This is a genomic window from Lysobacter sp. Soil_N_23 (genome assembly GCF_057656135.1).
Window position 1 is genome coordinate 15,061 of record NZ_JBDGKY010000001.1, and the last position, 16,382, is coordinate 31,442.

General features: G+C 67.9%; 14 protein-coding genes. 4 read left to right on the top strand and 10 right to left on the bottom strand.

The window, feature by feature from the left end; translation table 11 throughout:
* Window positions 1-93: 93 nt before the first annotated feature.
* The 5 genes from rodA to AC3A3X_RS00100 all read right to left on the bottom strand — a co-directional run bounded on the left by rodA (window position 94) and on the right by AC3A3X_RS00100 (window position 6,221).
* A complete protein-coding gene (rodA, locus tag AC3A3X_RS00080; protein WP_487581030.1) occupies window positions 94-1,206 on the bottom strand; it encodes a rod shape-determining protein RodA in 1,113 nt (370 codons plus the stop codon).
* Entirely contained in the window at window positions 1,203-3,416 is a 2,214-nt protein-coding gene (mrdA, locus tag AC3A3X_RS00085) for a penicillin-binding protein 2 (RefSeq protein WP_487581031.1), read from the bottom strand. Before mrdA ends, rodA begins: the two co-directional genes overlap by 4 nt.
* Before the next feature lie 2 nt (window positions 3,417-3,418).
* On the bottom strand, window positions 3,419-3,904 hold the full coding sequence (gene mreD / locus AC3A3X_RS00090; protein ID WP_487581032.1) for a rod shape-determining protein MreD: 486 nt from the start codon (window positions 3,902-3,904) through the stop codon (window positions 3,419-3,421).
* Window positions 3,901-4,965, bottom strand: a complete 1,065-nt coding sequence (gene mreC / locus AC3A3X_RS00095; RefSeq protein ID WP_487581033.1) for a rod shape-determining protein MreC — start codon at window positions 4,963-4,965, stop codon at window positions 3,901-3,903. Before mreC ends, mreD begins: the two co-directional genes overlap by 4 nt.
* Before the next feature lie 209 nt (window positions 4,966-5,174).
* On the bottom strand, window positions 5,175-6,221 hold the full coding sequence (locus tag AC3A3X_RS00100) for a rod shape-determining protein (RefSeq protein WP_158732703.1): 1,047 nt from the start codon (window positions 6,219-6,221) through the stop codon (window positions 5,175-5,177).
* 277 nt (window positions 6,222-6,498) lie between these two features.
* Here AC3A3X_RS00100 and AC3A3X_RS00105 point away from each other — a divergent pair, with 277 nt between their 5' ends.
* On the top strand, window positions 6,499-7,431 hold the full coding sequence (locus AC3A3X_RS00105) for a carbohydrate kinase family protein (protein WP_487581034.1): 933 nt from the start codon (window positions 6,499-6,501) through the stop codon (window positions 7,429-7,431).
* Window positions 7,432-7,509: 78 nt separating this feature from the next.
* Here AC3A3X_RS00105 and AC3A3X_RS00110 read toward each other — a convergent pair whose 3' ends face one another.
* From AC3A3X_RS00110 to AC3A3X_RS00125, 4 genes are all read right to left on the bottom strand, one after another.
* Window positions 7,510-7,977, bottom strand: a complete 468-nt coding sequence (locus tag AC3A3X_RS00110; protein ID WP_487581035.1) for an aminoacyl-tRNA deacylase — start codon at window positions 7,975-7,977, stop codon at window positions 7,510-7,512.
* Window positions 7,978-8,225: 248 nt separating this feature from the next.
* A complete protein-coding gene (locus AC3A3X_RS00115; protein WP_487581036.1) occupies window positions 8,226-8,957 on the bottom strand; it encodes a hypothetical protein in 732 nt (243 codons plus the stop codon).
* Entirely contained in the window at window positions 8,954-9,928 is a 975-nt protein-coding gene (locus tag AC3A3X_RS00120; protein ID WP_487581037.1) for an alpha/beta fold hydrolase, read from the bottom strand. Before AC3A3X_RS00120 ends, AC3A3X_RS00115 begins: the two co-directional genes overlap by 4 nt.
* Window positions 9,929-10,015: 87 nt before the next feature.
* The gene (locus AC3A3X_RS00125; protein ID WP_487581038.1) at window positions 10,016-11,959 is read right to left on the bottom strand and encodes a M1 family metallopeptidase; all 1,944 of its coding nucleotides are present in this window, start codon (window positions 11,957-11,959) and stop codon (window positions 10,016-10,018) included.
* A 204-nt stretch (window positions 11,960-12,163) separates the two neighbouring features.
* On the opposite strand from AC3A3X_RS00125, the gene AC3A3X_RS00130 reads away from it, so the two are divergent.
* Window positions 12,164-12,478, top strand: a complete 315-nt coding sequence (locus tag AC3A3X_RS00130; RefSeq protein WP_487581337.1) for a DMT family transporter — start codon at window positions 12,164-12,166, stop codon at window positions 12,476-12,478.
* A 249-nt stretch (window positions 12,479-12,727) separates the two neighbouring features.
* Here AC3A3X_RS00130 and ubiE read toward each other — a convergent pair whose 3' ends face one another.
* Complete coding sequence (ubiE, locus tag AC3A3X_RS00135; RefSeq protein WP_487581039.1) at window positions 12,728-13,504, bottom strand: bifunctional demethylmenaquinone methyltransferase/2-methoxy-6-polyprenyl-1,4-benzoquinol methylase UbiE; 777 nt, start codon at window positions 13,502-13,504, stop codon at window positions 12,728-12,730.
* 81 nt (window positions 13,505-13,585) lie between these two features.
* Between ubiE and AC3A3X_RS00140 the strand changes: the two genes are divergently transcribed.
* Both AC3A3X_RS00140 and AC3A3X_RS00145 read left to right on the top strand, forming a co-directional pair.
* On the top strand, window positions 13,586-15,238 hold the full coding sequence (locus AC3A3X_RS00140; RefSeq protein WP_487581040.1) for an MFS transporter: 1,653 nt from the start codon (window positions 13,586-13,588) through the stop codon (window positions 15,236-15,238).
* Entirely contained in the window at window positions 15,235-16,353 is a 1,119-nt protein-coding gene (locus AC3A3X_RS00145; RefSeq protein WP_487581041.1) for an HlyD family secretion protein, read from the top strand. Before AC3A3X_RS00140 ends, AC3A3X_RS00145 begins: the two co-directional genes overlap by 4 nt.
* Window positions 16,354-16,382: the final 29 nt, after the last annotated feature.

A 16,382-nucleotide genomic window follows, 5' to 3' on the forward strand; every position in this document is an offset into this window, starting at 1 on the left:
GAGAAGGATCCTTCGATCAGCCCCTGCCGCTTGCCGTGCTTGAGCCCCTCTCCCGCTTGCGGGAGAGGGGTTGGGGTGAGGGCACGCCGCCCCTCAGCGCGCGTACACCGGCCGATGCGCCCGCACCGCCATCACCACGCCCAGCCCCGCCAGCAGCGACACCGCCGACGTACCGCCATAGCTCAGCAACGGCATCGGCACGCCCACCACCGGCAACAGACCGGAAATCATGCCGCCGTTGACGATCACGTAGACGCAGAACGCCAGGCCCAGCGCCCCGGCGATCAGTCGCGAATAGCCATCGCGGGCTTCCGCGGCGATCCACAGGCAGCGGCCGATCACGAACAGGTACAAGGCCAGCACCGTGGCCACGCCGACCCAGCCGAACTCCTCGCTGAGCACGGCGAAGATGAAGTCGGTGGTGTGCTCGGGCAGGTAGTTCAGGTGCGACTGCGAGCCCTGCCCCCAGCCCTTGCCGGTGAGGCCGCCGGCACCGATGGCGATCTTCGACTGGATGATGTTCCAGCCGGTGCCGAGCGGGTCGGACTCGGGATTGAGGAAGGTCAGGATGCGGTCCTGCTGGTACGGCCGCAGCAGCCAGAACCAGGCCACCGGCGCGATCGCGGCAACCGCGCCGAAGGCCATGCCGAACCACCACCAAGGCAGCCCCGCCAGGTACAACGCGAATGCGCCGCTGACGGCGACCAGCATCGCCGTGCCGAAGTCCGGCTGCAGCAGGATCAGGCCGGTCGGCACCGCGATCAGCAGGCCGGCGATCAGCACCGTGCGGAACCGCGGCGGCAGCGACTGCCGGTCGAGGTACCAGGCGATCATCATCGGCAGGCTCAGCTTGAGCAGCTCGGCCGGTTGCACATAGACCACGCCCAGGTTGATCCAGTGGCGTCCGTGCTTGCCGGTGCCGATCAGCAGCACCAGCACCAGCGGGATCAGCGACAGTCCGAAAACAATCGGCGTCCAGTTGCGCAGCTGGTTCGGCGGGATCCGCGACAACACCCACATCATGCCCAGGCCGGCAACGAAGAACGCGCCCTGGCGGACGACCAGGCCGATGGCGTGGTCGGCGGCGCTGTAGAGCACGGCCAGGCCGATCACCATCAGCGCGAGGATGGCGCCGAGCAGCGGCAGGTCGAGCGTGCGCATGAAGCGCACGACCAGGTCGAACAGCCAGCGCAGGATCTGTCTCACGGAATCGGTCCTGCAGCTTCGTCCCTTCTCCCGCTCGCGGGAGAAGGTGCCCGGAGGGCGGATGAGGGGGGAGCGGAGCCGGCAGCTTCGTCCCTTCTCCCGCCCACGGGAGAAGGTGCCCGGAGGGCAGATGAGGGCGGAGCGGAGCCGGCAGCTTCGTCCCTTCTCCCGCCCGCGGGAGAAGGTGCCCGGAGGGCGGATGAGGGCGGAGCGGAGCGGGTGGCCGGCAGCGTGGCTTGCGTCTGCTCTGCCCTCACCCCAACCCCTCTCCCGCTCGCGGGAGAGGGGCTTTGCGCTGCGGCATCGACCGGCAGTTCGGCCACCGGTTGCGGCGGGCGCAAGTGTTTGGGATCGGTCGGCACCGGCTCGGGCATCTTGCCCAGCAGCCAAGCGTCGAAGATCTTGCGCGCGATCGGCGCGGCGGTGCTGCCGCCGAAACCGCCATGCTCGACCGAGATCGCCACCGCGATCGTCGGGTTGTCCGCCGGCGCGTAGCCGACGAACAGCGCCTGATGGCGCAGGTGGTACGGCAACGAGTGCGGATCGAAGCTGATGTTGCCCTTGCGGCTGATCTTCTGCGCGGTGCCGGTCTTGCCGGCCATCGTGTACGGCGCACCAATGGCCATCGCGCGGCCGGTGCCGCCGGGGCCGTGGATGGTGCCGATCATGCCTTCCTGCACGGCGCGCAGGTTGGCGGCGTTGTCGGTGATGCGCGACGGCGTCGGCTGCTGCAGCGGCGCCCACGGCGCCAGGTACCCGTCGCGACGGTCGGCGACGATGTGCGGGCGGACCAGGTTGCCGCCATTGGCAATGGCCGCAGTGCCGCGCGCGAGCTGCAGCACCGTGGCGACCCAGTAGCCCTGGCCGATGCCGGCGTTGACGGTCTCGCCGGCGTACCACGGCTCCTTGCTGCGCTTGCGCTTCCACTCCGGCGACGGCACCACGCCGGACTTCTCGCCGAGCAGGTCGATGCCGGTCGGTTCGCCGAAGCCGTACTTGCGCATGTACTGGTCGAAGCGCTCGATGCCCATGTCGTAGGCGAGCTTGTAGTAGTAGAAGTTCACCGACGCGGAGATCGACTTGCGCAGGTCGGTCCAGCCGGCGCCGCCGTGGGCGTCGCGCCAGCCACGACGCTGGCCGGGGATGTAGAACGTGCCGGTCGAGAACACCTTGTCCTCGGGCCGGCGCAGGCCGCTGTCGAGGCCGGCCAGGCCGATCAGCGGTTTCACCGTCGAACCCGGCGGGCCGCCGCCGAGCACGTTGCGGTTGAACATCGGGCGCGAGGGGTTGTCCATCAGCGCGCGGTAGTCGACGTTGGAGATGCCGTTGACGAACAGGTTGGGGTCGTAGCCCGGCAGGCTGACCATGCCCAGCACCGCGCCGGTACGCGGATCGAGCGCAACGGCGGATCCGTCCATGTCGCCGAAGGCGGTGACCATCGCCTGCTGCAGGTCCAGGTCGATGCTCAGGCGCAGGTCGGCGCCCGGCGTGGCGGGCACGTGGCCGACCTGGCGCATCGGCCGGCCATCGACGTTGGTCTCGATCTGCTCGTAGCCGACCTTGCCGCGCAGCGCTTCCTCGTAATAGCGCTCCAGCCCGGTCTTGCCGATGTGGGTCAGCGCCGCCCCGCCCTCGCCGAGGGCCTTGAGGTCGTCGGCGTCGATGCGGGCGACGTAGCCGATCACGTGCGAGAACAGGTCGCCGTACATGTAACGGCGATTGAGGTAGGACACCAGGTCGATGCCGGGATACCGCCAGCGGTCGACGGCGAAGCGCGCGGCTTCTTCCTCGCTGACGCGCAGCTTCAGCGTGATCGGCTTGAAGCCGCGGGTGGCGCGGCGCTCGTCCTCGAAGCGGGCGATGTCCTCGGGCGTCAGCGCGATGACCTTGGCCAGCTCCGGCAGCCAGGTCTCGGTCTTGCCGGCTTCGAACGGCGTCACTTCGATGCGGTACGCCGGCACGTTGTCGGCCAGCACCCGCCCCTTGCGGTCGAGGATCAGGCCGCGCCCGGGTACCACCGGCCGCAGCTTGATGCGGTTGGCCTCCGAGCGCGTCGCATAGTCGTCGTGCTGCCACACCTGCAGGCGGAAGTACCACAGCCCGAGCCCGGCCAGCGCCAGCAGCACGCAAGTGAAGGCGATGGCGGAGCGCAGACGGAACTGGTGGGCTTCGGCTGCGGCGTTCTTGAGGACGCGACGACGCGGACCCATCGTCAACGCCCCCGCCAGCGGCCCAGTCGCAGTGAGTCCAGGCCCACGAACAACAGCGGCCACAGCAGCATGCCGGCCAGCGGCGCCAGCCAGGACGACGCCGGCATCGTCGGCTCGCCCACCGCGACATGGATCGCGGCGGTGACGATGCGGTCGTTGAGCAGCAGGCCGCCAATGGCCAGCGCCTGCTGCGACATCGGGAAGAAGCGCAGCCGCGCGCGGAAGCGCTGCAGGATGTAGGCCATCACCACCAGCCGCAGCGCCTGCTCGCCGAACAGGCTGCCGTAGACCAGGTCACCGGCCAGGCCGACGAGGAAGGCCACGCCCAGGCCGATATGGTCGGGATCCTCGATCACCCAGTAGGCCAGCACCAGCGCCAGCCAGTAGGGGCGTAGCGGCTGCAATGTCGGCGGCAGCGGCAGCAGACCCAGGATCAGCGCCACGACCAGGCTCACTGGCAACACCCATTGCGGACGGACGCGGGTCATCGGCGCGGCTCCGTCGGTGCCGGCGGTTGCGCAGGTGGCGTGGTTGCTGCCGGCGGTTGCGTGTTGGGCTTGGCCGGAGTCGATCCGGGTGTCGCTCGCGTGGTGGCGGCTGCGGCCGGCAACGCGGCGGTGCCCTGCCCGACCGCGATGGCTGCACCCGACGGCGCGCTCATCGCCGGTGAGGTCGTGGCATTGAACGCGGTCGCGCCGGGCAGCGGGCTCGGCTGGTTCAGCAGCACCAGCACTTCGCGGCCGCGATCGAGCTGCGCCGCCGGGGTGACTTCGCCGATCAGGAAGGCGCGACTGTCGTCGGGACGCAGCGAGGCGATGGTGCCGACCGGGAAGCCCGGGGCGAAACGCCCGCCCAGGCCGGAAGTGACCAGCACGTCGCCGACCTTGATATCGCTCGACAGCGGCACGCTCGGCACGCGCAACACATCGCTGCGGCCCTCGCCGTAGACCACCAGGCGCACGCCGTTGCGCGCCACCGCCACCGGGACGGCATGCGAAGGGTCAGTCAATAGCAGCACATTGGCGTACATCGGCGTTACCGCAATGATCTGCCCAAGCAGGCCGCCTGCGTCGATCACGCTTTGTCCGACCTGGACGCCGTCGCGGCTGCCGGCATCGAGCACCAGGCGCTGGCGGGTCGGGTCGAGGTCGATATCGAGCACGGGCGACAGCACCACGTCGAGCTTGCCGCGCTCGGCGGCGTCGAGCAGGCCGCGCAGGCGGGCATTGTCGGCCGCCAGGGTCTGCAGTCGCGCCATCCGCGCCTGGTTCAGCATCAGGTCGTTGCGCAGGCGGCGGTTCTCGGCGGTCAGCCGGGTCAGCGTGCCGGCGTCGTCACTGATGCGTTCGACCACTTGTCCGGGCCAGCCGGCGACCATCCACAGCGGCTGCACCAGCAACGTCGCCTGGCGACGCACCTGATTGAGCCAGCCACCGCGGTGGTCGAGCATGATCAGGATCACCGCCAGGGCCAGATAGGCCAGCAACTTCAACGTACCGGCGACATCACCCGTGCGGGCAGCGGTGGGAGGACCGGCGTAGGAAGGCACGAGGGCGTCGGGATTGTCGAGGGCGGGAGTGGAAAGCGGGAGTGGGGAGTATGAAGCGGGAACGACACGCGGACACAGGTAACTGGTGAAAGGACCGGGTTCGACACGGGTCCGACGTCACGGGTTCGACATCCGCACGGCCCGTAGCTTCGCAGCCGCCGGGCACCCTTCGTTCCCTGTTCCCCGTTCCCCGTTCCCGCTTCTCGGCCTTACTCCGGCGCGAAGAACTCGTTGCCGTGCATGTCCACCAGCTCCAGCGCGCGGCCACCGCCACGGGCGACGCAGGTCAGCGGGTCGTCGGCGACCTGCACGTGCAGACCGGTCTCCTCGCTGATCAGGCGGTCCAGGTCGCGCAGCAGGGCGCCACCGCCGGTCAGCACGATGCCGCGCTCGGCGACGTCGGCGCACAGTTCCGGCGGGGTCTGCTCCAGCGCCAGCTTGATCGCCGAGACGATGCCGGCCAGCGGCTCGCGCAGGGCCTCGAGGACCTCGTTGGAGTTGATCGTGATCATCTTCGGCACGCCCTCGGCGAGGTTGCGGCCGGAGACCTCGATCGAGGCCGCCTTGGTCTGCGGGTAGGCGCAACCGATCTCGATCTTGATGCGCTCGGAGGTCGCCTCGCCGATCAGCGTGCCGTAGGTGCGACGCACGTAGCTGATGATCGACTCGTCGAAACGGTCGCCGCCGATGCGGACCGAGGCCGAGTAGACGATGCCGTTCAGGGCGATGACTGCGACTTCGGTGGTGCCGCCGCCGATGTCGACGACCATCGAGCCGCGTGCCTCGGTGACCGGCATGCCGGCGCCGATCGCGGCCGCCATCGGCTCTTCGATGAGATAAACCTCACGGGCACCGGCCTCCTCGGCCGATTCCTTGATGGCGCGGCGCTCGACCTGGGTCGAGCCGCAGGGCACGCACACCAGCACGCGCGGGCTCGGGCGCAGGAAGCGCGACTTGTGCACCTTGCGGATGAAATGCTTGAGCATTTCCTCGGTGTAGGTGAAGTCGGCGATGACGCCGTCCTTCATCGGGCGGATCGTGGTGATGTGGCCCGGGGTGCGCCCGAGCATCATCTTGGCCTCGCTGCCGACCGCCGCGACGGTGCGGTTGCCGCCGATCAGGCGGTCCTGGCGGACAGCGACCACCGATGGTTCGTTCAGGACGATTCCCTGGCCGCGGACGTAGATGAGAGTGTTGGCCGTGCCCAGGTCGATGGACAGGTCGTTGGAAAACATGCCGCGAAACTTCTTGAACATCGAGGGATAGGCCGTCAAATGGGGGCGCGAGGGGTTCGCTAGACTAGCAACCGCCCCCCCTGCGAGCAAGGAAAAAACCTGCATTTCCCGGCACTTCGTGCCGCCGGTGGTCACCCCGGGGGTCGCGGCCGGAGACGCGGCTGCAATTGGGGCCCGGGACGCGGCCAAGGGCGTCGTCCGGAAGGGGTAGACCGGCGTGCTGGCCGTCCGGGTCCCCAGCGGCTACCCTAGCGCCCGCGCGGCGCTCCGGCCGCTTTTTTCTTTGGGGTATCGACCGATGTCTGCGCTGATCTGCGGCTCTCTGGCCTACGACACGATCATGGTGTTTCCGGACCAGTTCAAGAACCACATCCTGCCGGACAAGGTTCACATCCTGAACGTGTCGTTCCTGGTGCCGCGCATGCGCCGCGAATTCGGCGGCTGCGCCGGCAACATCGCCTACAACCTCAAGCTGCTCGGCGGCGATCCGATCCCGATGGCCACCGTCGGCCAGGACTTCGCGCCTTACCGCGAGCACTTCGAGCAGCAGGGCATCAACCTGTCGCAGGTGAAGGAGATCGAGGAGCTGTTCACGCCGCAGGCCTTCATCACCACCGACCACGACAACAACCAGATCACCGCGTTCCATCCGGGCGCGATGATGCGCAGCTACGAGAATCACGTGCGCGACGTCAAGGGCGTGACGTTCGGCATCGTCAGTCCCGACGGCCGCGAAGGCATGCTGCAGAACGCCACCGAGTTCGCCGAGCTGGGCATTCCCTTCATCTTCGATCCCGGCCAGGCGATGCCGCTGTTCAACGGCGAAGAGCTGCGCCACTTCATCGAGCAGGCCGATTACGTCACCGTCAACGACTACGAGTCCAACCTGCTGCAGGAACGCACCGGCTGGAGCGAGAACGACATCGTCAAGCGGGTGAAGGCCTACATCACCACGCGCGGCCCGCACGGTTCGCAGATCCACACGCCCGAGAAGACCTTCGACATCCCGCCGGCGCACGAGCGCCGCGTCACCGACCCAACCGGCTGCGGCGATGCATTCCGCGCCGGCCTGATCTTCGGCATCGAGAAGGGCTACGACTGGCTGACGATCGGCCGCATGGGCAACCTGATGGGCGCGCTCAAGGTCGAACACCCGGGCACGCAGAACCAGCGCTTCGATTACGACGAGTTCAACGAACAGTTCAAGCAGCAGTTCGGGTATTCGCTGTAGGTTTTGCTCCTCCCCCTGCGCGCAGGGGGAGGCTGGGAGGGGGTCGAGGCCGAAGGCCGAGTTCACTGAGCAGACGCATCACATCATGTGCGCCAGCCACAGCAGCTCCGGCGCTGCCAGGCGTTCAAACTCCTTGTACGGCATCCGCACCACTTCGGTGTGGTTGCCCGCGTTGAACGCGATCTCTTCCTGGTGCGCCAAGCGCGAATCGACATACACCGGCAGGCCGTAGAGATGGCCGAACGGCGGCATCGCGCCGGGTTCGCAGTCCGGGAACGCACCACGGAATTCGGATTCCTCGGCGAGCTCGACGACTGCGCCGCCCAGCGCGAGCCCCAGCCGATAGAGGTCGGCCCGGTAGGTCGATGGCATCACCACCATCGCCAGCCTGCCATCGGCCTTGATCATCACCGTCTTGGCGAAATGCACCGGCTCGATATGGGCGATCGACGCGGTGTCGTGCGCGGTGATCGTGCGCGGGTGGTTGAGCGTGGTATAGGGCGCGTGCCCCTGGTCGAGCAGGTTGTGCAGGCGTGGTGAGAGCATGGCGGCCTCCGCCTGGCTCGGCTGCGCTCCAGTCACGGCCGTGCCGCTGGGGATGGACCGGCGCGCGCATCCGGTAGCGCGCCGCTGGACAGGGTGTAGATGTCGATCCTGTCAGCTGGAGCTTACTCCTGGCGTGCAAAGACCATGTCTTCGCGGGATTAACGCGGCGCGGCGTGGAGGGAGGGGTAGGAGCGAGCTTGCTCGCGATCGGAGTTCCGGGTCGCGAGCAAGCTCGCTCCTACGTCAGGTCAGTTCCACTTTGGAAGCTTCACCGGGTCCAGGCCGCCGACCTCGAACACCGCCGTGCGCGTTCCGCCGGCCTTGACCGGGAACTCAATGGCGATGCGCCTGGCCGCCTTCACCGTCTTCCACAGCGCGCGCTCGTCCTCGATGAACATCGCGATCGCCTGGTCGGTCTTCGGACGGCTCGCGGCCACCGGCTTGGGCGCGGCGCCGTCGATCGTCAGCTTGACCTTGCAGCCGCCGTAGCAATCGAAGTCGCCGGCTTCCAGCACGAGGTAGCTGCTGCGCCCCCAGTCGGGATGGTCGCGGAAGATCAGCTGCACGGGACGCGCGCCGCTGCCATCGGTGTCGACGTAGTCCTTGGCGTAGATCGATGCCGACAACTGCTCGCCGCCCTTCACCGGCTGCGTCTGGTAGGTCCACAAAGCGGCCACGCGGCGCTGTTCGCGCGATTTTTCCGCCTTGTCCTTCACCTCCTGGTGGCGCTCCTCGATGCGCGCCGCGGCGGCACTGGTCGGGTACTTGGCCATCAGCACGTCGCCATGCGCACGGGCCAGCTCCCAGTTCTGCTTGCCGTACTCGGCCTCGAACGCAGCGGCCATGGCATCGGCATCCTGTTCGCGCGCAGCCGCCTGTTGCGCCTCGGCGATCTTCGGGTCCTTGGCCGGCTCGCACGCGGCCAGCGCCAGTGTCGCGGCGAGAACGACGGCTGCGGTAAGTGAGCTGCGTTCGATCATTGCGTTTGTCCTCGTTCGATCAACATCTCGATCGCCTGCGCGACCATCCCGGGTTGTTCGACCACCGACATGTGCCCGCAGCCATCGAGCAACACGCGACTTGCCTGCGGGATGCGCTCGGCGTACAGCGCCATCGCGCTGTAATCGATCACCGCATCCTGCCGGCACCACAGCAGCAGTGTCGGCTGGCGAATGCCGGCGGCGGCCTGGCCTGGCAGGAAGCTCTCGTCGCTGCGGCCAATGCGCGCGAGCACCTGCTGCTCGAACTGCGCATCGCCGCGCCGGTGATCGATATAGATGCGACTGGCCGGCCACGGTGCCCACGGTCGCGCCCTGGCGTCGTGGAAAACGGTGTCGAGATAGCGCTTGAGCGATGCCTCGTCCTCGACCGCGAATGGATTCTTGCCGGCCAGCACCTGCTCGCCGAAGCGGTTGTCGGCGAAGCGTACGCCGGCGGCGTCGATCAGGCCGACGCGCGAGACCTGCTGCGGATAGCGCGCGGCTACGATCGCGGCGATGCCGCCGCCCATGGAGTGCCCGAGCAGGACGACACCGCGCGGGTCGGCGGCGACCTGCTCGATGAAATGGTCGACGCGCTCGCTCTGGGCGAGGAAGCCGTAGTCGGCGCCGTCGATGCGCTGGCTTTCGCCCCAGCCCGGCAGGTCCGGGATCAGCAGGCGGTAGCGCCCGCGCAGAAGCTTCGCGACCGGGTACCAGTTTTCCTTGCTGCCGGTGAAGCCGTGCAGCATCACCACGGTGGGTGCGTCCTTCGGAGCATCGTCGCTGTAGGCGTAGACCCAGCGGTGGTCGTCGATCACAGCACTATCGCGCGACAGGCCCGCGGCGATGCGCTGGCGGGCGAAGTCGGCACGGACGAGGCTGTAGGGATCACGCCACAGGACGATGGCGACGATCAACACGAGCAGCAGCGGAATGACGATCGCCAGGAGCCTGCGGCTGCGGTGCGTCACGGGTGGATTCCTTGGTGTGCCCTTGAGGAAGCGTTCTACCCCTCCCTACCCTCCCCTTCGCAGCGCGAAAGGGAGGGCGCGGAGCGACTACTGCTTGGCGGTCGCCTGCTGCGCCTTGGCGATCGCAGCTTCCACCGACTCGGTGGTGATCGGGTGGTAGCCCGGACGCGCCTTGGCGAAGGTGTCCTGCGCCAGCTTCAAGCCTGCGGGCGTTTTCACCAGCTCGTTATAGGTCGGCATGATCAGCTTGCGGCGGCCGATCCGCTCCAGGAACGCGGCGATCGCGTCGTTGGCCTCCGGGTAACCGCTGCGCACGGCGAGCGGATACCAGCGCTGTGCGATCTCGCCGTTCGGGGTGCCGGTGAAGTGGTAGGCGGCGTCGAGCGCGGCCAGCTGCCCGGGCTTGAGCGTTTCGGGCATGCCGTCGATGAAGTGCACCCACTCCTGCGTGCTCCACTTCGCGGTCGCGTCCTTGGCAGGCAGCGTGCCGGCATCGAGCCAGGCCTTGCGCGCGGCATCGACCGCATCGAAGCGCGGCGACACCGTCCTGGGCGCATTGGCCGGAACGCCCGGCTGATAGATCCACTGGTCCAACTCGGCTTCGCTGACCTTGCCCGGGTGCTTGTCGAGCAGGTTGGCCTTGGCGTATTCGAGGAACGTGGTGGTCGGGATGCTCTGGAAGGCGAAGTGGTCGAAGTAGCCCTTCAGGAACGGATCGAACACTTCGCGGCCGTAACGCTCCTCGAGGAACTGCAGGAACCAGGCACCCTTGGTGTACACGGTCGAACTGCTGGAGTCGTCAGGATTGCTCACCGTGCCCGGACGCTGCGCCAGCACCTGCAGCTTCGGATCGATTTCCTTGTACTCGGCGGCTAGCTCGTTGCGCGAGATCACCTTCTCCATGTCGGCCGCTTCCTTGCCGTACAGGTCCTCGACGATGCGGTTCTCGACGTAGCTGGTGAAGCCTTCGTTGAGCCAGCTGTCCTTGGGCGTGGAGAACGTCACCAGGTTGCCCGACCAGCTGTGCGCCAACTCGTGCGCGACCAGCGACACCAGCGACTTGTCGCCGACGATCACGGTCGGCGTGGCAAAGGTCATGCGCGGGTTTTCCATGCCGCCGTAGGGGAACGACGGCGGCAGCACGAGGATGTCGTAACGCTCCCAGCGGTACGGGCCGTACAGGCGCTCGGCCGTCTGCATCATCTTCTCGGTGTCGTCGAACTCCTTGGCCGCCTTCTTCACCATCGCCGGTTCCGCCCAGACGCCGGCGCGGCCGCTGATCGGCTGGAACACGAGGTCGCCGGCGGCGATCGCCAGCAGGTACGACGGGATCTTCTGCGGCATGGCGAAGGTGTAGTCGCCATCACGTGCTGCCTTGGGATCGTTGTCGGCGCTCATCAGCACCATCGTGTCCTTCGGCGAGGTCACGTGCGCGGTGTACGTGAAGCGTACCTGCGGCGTGTCCTGCAGCGGCACCCACGAACGCGCATGGATCTGCTGCGACTGGCTGAACATGAAGGGCGTCTTCTTGCCTTCGGTCATCGCCGGCGTCAGCCACTGCAGGCCCGAGGCGTCCGGCGAGGTGCGGTAGGTGACGCGGATGCGCTTGTTGCGCGACGGCGCGTCGATGACGAACTTGCTGCCGAGGGTCTTGTCCTTGTCGCCGATCTTCCAGGTGAGGTCTTCCCACTTGCCGTCGGCGCGCTCGCCTACGACTTTCTCGACGGTGATGTCGCGCGAGTCCAGGACCAGCTGCGTCGCCTTGGGATCGATCCAGTCCAGCGTGTAGGTCGCGCTGCCGCCAAGCTCCTTCTTGTCGAAGTCGACGTTGAGCATGAGGGCGAGGTCGTTGATGCGGACCTTGGACGGCTGCGCGTAGGAGAACTCGTCGACGACGGCGGTGGACTTCTGGTCGGCAGCGGCCACAGTGGCGGCCTCCTTGGAAGCGGTGCCGGCTGGCGGCGCGGCTTCGCGCGAGCAACCGGCGGCAAGGGCGGCGGCGAGGCAGAGGGACAGGATCGAATAACGCATGTGGGCCCACAACGGACAGGGTGAGCGGCCGAGTTTAGCGCCTCGCCGGACCGCGGGCATGGGTCCGGACGCCACCCTGCCCGGGACCTCGCGAGCGGGCGCAACAGTGCTTCCCGCGGGACCGGGCTGTCGCGGCGTGCGGACCTGACTACGCTGGCGACCTCCCCATGAAGTGTGACCGACGCCATGAATCGTCACGACACCATCGCCTGGGCGCTGCTGCTGGGCGCCGGACTGCTCGAAGTTGTCTGGGCAATCGCGCTGAAGCAGAGTGCCGGCTTTAGCCGGATGGTGCCGAGCGTGGTCGGCATCGTCGCGGCAGTGGTCAGCTTCGCCATGCTGGCCATGGCGCTGAAGTGGCTGCCGGTCGGCACCGCGTACGCGGTGTGGGTCGGGATCGGCACGGTCGGCGTGGCGCTGGCGGGGATCGTCGCTTTTGGCGATGGCGTCACGGTGGCGAGGCTTGGGTGCCTGGTGTTGATCGTGGCCGGAGTGGTGGGGCTGAAGCTGGTGGAGTGAGCCGCATTTGAGCCCCTCTCCCGCTCATTTGAGCCCCTCTCCCGCTTGCGGGAGAGGGGTTGGGGTGAGGGCAAAACGCCGCTTATTGCGTGAACAACGGCAAAGTCAAAATGGATCCCGGCGTTCGCCGGGATGACGTGACGATGCTGATGGGATGGGGGCCTGGGTCCCGGCGTTCGCCGGGACGACGGTGAGGGGGGATGCGGTGCGGGCCTGGGCCCGGCGTTCGCCGGGACGACGGTGGCAGGTCTAGACCTTGTACCCGGTGTGGATCGCGACGATTCCGCCCGACAGGTTGCGGTAGTCGCAGCGCGCGAATCCAGCGGTCTGCATCATTGCCTTCAGCTCATCCTGCGGCGGATGCTTGCGGATGCTTTCGGCCAGGTACTGGTAGCTGTCGGAATCGTTGGCGAACAGCTTGCCCAGCTGCGGCAGCACCTTGAAGGAATGGAAGTCGTAGATCGGCTTGAACCAGTCGGCCTTCACTTCCGAGAACTCCAGCACCCGCGCCTGGCCGCCAACCTTGAGCACGCGATGCATCTCGCGCAGTGCCGCGTCCTTGTCGGTGACGTTGCGCAGGCCGAAGGCGATCGTCACCAGGTCGAAGCTGCCGTCCGGGAACGGCAGCTTCTCGGCATTCATCTGCACGTATTCGAAGCCGGCGACTTTGCCCATGTCGGTCATGCGGTCGCGGCCGACGCGCAGCATCTCGCCGTTGATGTCGCCCAGCACGATGCTGCCAGCGTCGCCGACGCGGTCGCGCAGCAGCAGGGCGATGTCGCCGGTGCCGCCGGCCAGGTCGAGGACGCGATCGCCGCGCTTGACCTGGGCGGTGCCGACGAAATAGCGCTTCCACACGCGGTGCACGCCCAGCGACATAAGGTCGTTCATCAGGTCGTACTTGCCGGCGACCGAGGAGAAGACCTGGCCGACCAGCTTCTGCTTCTCGCCGGTGGGAACGTCGCGGAAGCCGAAGTGCGTGGTGCCGGTCTTGTCGCCGGGCTTGTCGGAGCTGGACTGGTTCATCCGGCGATTATCGCATCAACGTGCAATCCCGGGCCCGGCTCAAGGCACGAGCCGGGCCCGACCCCGAGGAGCCACGCCGCAATGAGCCAGGTTGCTCCCCGTGAATGGTTGCCGCACGAGCGGCCACTGTTTCCGGGCTCGCCCTCGACGCCGCACCACCCGACCTGGCTGCGCTGGGCGTTCGGCCTGACCGGCACGCTGGTGGCGATCACCGGCAGCCTCGGCAATGCCATGGTCACCACCAACCTGCTCCAGTTGCAGGGCTCGCTCGGCGTGACCGCCACCGAGATCGCCTGGCTGCCGGCGGCCTACGTGATGACCAACGTCTCGGCCAACCTCATCCTGATCAAGTTCCGCCAGCAGTTCGGCCTGCGCCTGTTCACCGAGATCAGCCTGGTGCTGTATGCGCTGGTCACGTTCGGTCACCTGTTCGTGCACGGGCCGGGCTCGGCCATCGCAGTGCGCGCCGCGCACGGCATCGTCGGCGCGGCGCTGACCACGCTGGGCGTGTTCTACATGATCCAGGCCCTGCCGGCACAGCACCGCCTGCGCGCGCTGGCCATCGGCATCGGCGTGAGCCAGATCGGCGCGCCCCTCGCGCGGGTGATCTCCCCGGACCTGCTCGAGTTCGGCGAGTGGCGCGGCCTGTACCTGTTCGAGCTGGGCCTGGCCCTGCTGTCGCTGGGCGCGGTGCTGCTGCTGCGACTGCCGCCGGGCGATCGCTACAAGGTCTTCGAACGGCTCGACGCGCTGTCCATCAGCCTGCTGTCGATCGGCATGGCCCTGCTCTGCGCCGTGCTGTCGCTGGGACGGATCGTCTGGTGGCGGGAAGCGCCGTGGATCGGCTGGTGCCTGGCCGGCTCGATCGTGCTGGTGGTCGCGGGCGTGGCGGTGGAGCACTTCCGCACCAATCCGCTGATCAACACGCGCTGGCTCAGCAGCGGCCTGATGCTGCGCCTGGGCATCGCGATCATCCTGCTCCGCATGGCGCTGTCGGAGCAGAGCGTCGGTGCGGTGGGGTTCCTGCAGACGATGGGCCTGACCAACGAGCAGATGCGCGGCCTGTTCGCGGTGGTGCTGCTGGGCTGCGTGATCGGCATCGCCACCAGCGCGATGACGGTCAGGCCGGTGCTGACGCGGGTGCCTGCACTCATTGCGTTGACCTGCATCCTCGTCGGCGCGCTGATGGATGCGTATTCCAACAACCTCACGCGACCGCCGCAGTTGCTGGTCAGCCAGTTCCTGATCGGCTTCGGCAGCACGTTCTTCCTTGCCCCGGCGCTGATCGCCGGCGTCGGCAGCGTGATCGCGCAGCCGCGCAACCTGATCAGCTTCTTCGTGATGTTCTCCATCACCCAGAACGTCGGCGCACTGTTCGGCTCGGCGTTCCTGGGCACCTTCCAGGTGATGCGCGAGAAGTACCACTCCAGCCAGCTGGTCGAGCACCTGACCCTGCTCGACCCGCTGGTGGCCGCGCGCGTCCAGTCCGGCGGCGGGGTCTATGGGCAGGTGGTCACCGACCCGGCCCTGCGCAACGCGCAGGGGCTGCGGCAACTGGCCGCCACGGCTTCACGCGAAGCCAATGTGCTTGCCTATAACGATGTCTACTTCGCCATCGCCGCCATCGCCCTGATGACCATGATCTGGCTCACGATCGTCGCCACCCGGGCGCGCCTGCGCGCCCGCCGCGAACGTCGGATCGCCGCCCGCGCAACCGCGGCATCGACGCCATGAGCACGCCCACTCCCACCCCGCCCGCAGCACCGCCGCAGCCGGCACCCGCAGCCCCGCCGTTGCCGCCGCCGCGCCCGCGCTGGCAGATGGCGGCCTTCGCCGCGGTGGCGATCGGCGGGGCGCTGGTGGTGCTGTATGCCTGGCACCTGCCGCCCTTCCGCACGCCCATCCAGAGCACCGAGAACGCCTACGTGCGCGGCCAGGTCACGGTGATCAGCCCGCAGGTCAGCGGCTATGTCACCCAGGTGCCGGTGCGCGATTTCCAGCACGTGCGCAAGGGTCAACTGCTGGTGCAGATCGACGACCGCCTGTACCGGCAGCAGGTCGACCAGGCCAGCGCGCAGCTGCAGGCGGCGCGCGCCAATCTCGCCAACTGGACCCAGCAGTTGCGCAGCGCGCAGGCGAGCCTGGCGCAGACCCGCGCCACGGTCGCCAGCAACGACGCCCTGCACGTGCGTACGGCGGCGACGCTGAAACGTACCGACCGCCTGGCCGGACAGCAATTGCTGTCGGCGCAGGACCTCGACAACGCCTTTGCCGCCAACGCCCAGGCCGTGGCCGGACTCAACCAGTCACGCGCTGCAGTAGAGGCGGCCGAACAGAGCGTGCGCAGCGTCAGTGTCAATCGCGACGCGCTCGAGGCGGCGGTGGCCGGTGCCGAGGCCGCGGTCAAGCTGGCGCAGATCAATCTCGACCACACCCGCATCGAGGCACCACGCGACGGCCAGCTCGGCCAGGTCACGGTGCGCGAAGGCGCCTACGTCACCAACGGCACGCAGTTGATGGCGCTGGTGCCGGGCACGTTGTGGGTGGTGGCGAACTACAAGGAAACGCAGATGGAGGACATGCGCATCGGCCAGCCGGCGCACTTCACCGTCGATGCCCTGGGCGGCAAGCGCCTGACCGGCCGGGTGCAGGAGATCTCGCCCGCCGCCGGTTCCGAGTTCAGCGTGCTGCCGGCCGACAACGCCACCGGCAACTTCGTCAAGATCGCCCAGCGCATCCCTGTCAAGGTCTCGATCGACGATGGGCAGGAGGCCGCGGCGCGGCTTCGCCCCGGCATGTCGGTGGTGGTCGAGATCGACACGTCGGCCAAAGGCGATGAGCGTCGCTGAGATCGTTGGCCGTCGCTGGCATCATGGCG

What these genes read in the sequence shown, in the direction of transcription:
- mreD (WP_487581032.1), bottom strand. Translation starts at nt 3,904, where the DNA reads ATGACCCGCGTCCGTCCGCAATGGGTGTTGCCAGTGAGCCTGGTCGTG.
- mrdA (WP_487581031.1), bottom strand. Translation starts at nt 3,416, where the DNA reads ATGGGTCCGCGTCGTCGCGTCCTCAAGAACGCCGCAGCCGAAGCCCAC.
- AC3A3X_RS00110 (WP_487581035.1), bottom strand. Translation starts at nt 7,977, where the DNA reads ATGCTCTCACCACGCCTGCACAACCTGCTCGACCAGGGGCACGCGCCC.
- ubiE (WP_487581039.1), bottom strand. Translation starts at nt 13,504, where the DNA reads ATGAACCAGTCCAGCTCCGACAAGCCCGGCGACAAGACCGGCACCACG.
- AC3A3X_RS00115 (WP_487581036.1), bottom strand. Translation starts at nt 8,957, where the DNA reads ATGATCGAACGCAGCTCACTTACCGCAGCCGTCGTTCTCGCCGCGACA.
- AC3A3X_RS00140 (WP_487581040.1), top strand. Translation starts at nt 13,586, where the DNA reads ATGAGCCAGGTTGCTCCCCGTGAATGGTTGCCGCACGAGCGGCCACTG.
- AC3A3X_RS00125 (WP_487581038.1), bottom strand. Translation starts at nt 11,959, where the DNA reads ATGCGTTATTCGATCCTGTCCCTCTGCCTCGCCGCCGCCCTTGCCGCC.
- AC3A3X_RS00105 (WP_487581034.1), top strand. Translation starts at nt 6,499, where the DNA reads ATGTCTGCGCTGATCTGCGGCTCTCTGGCCTACGACACGATCATGGTG.
- AC3A3X_RS00100 (WP_158732703.1), bottom strand. Translation starts at nt 6,221, where the DNA reads ATGTTCAAGAAGTTTCGCGGCATGTTTTCCAACGACCTGTCCATCGAC.
- AC3A3X_RS00145 (WP_487581041.1), top strand. Translation starts at nt 15,235, where the DNA reads ATGAGCACGCCCACTCCCACCCCGCCCGCAGCACCGCCGCAGCCGGCA.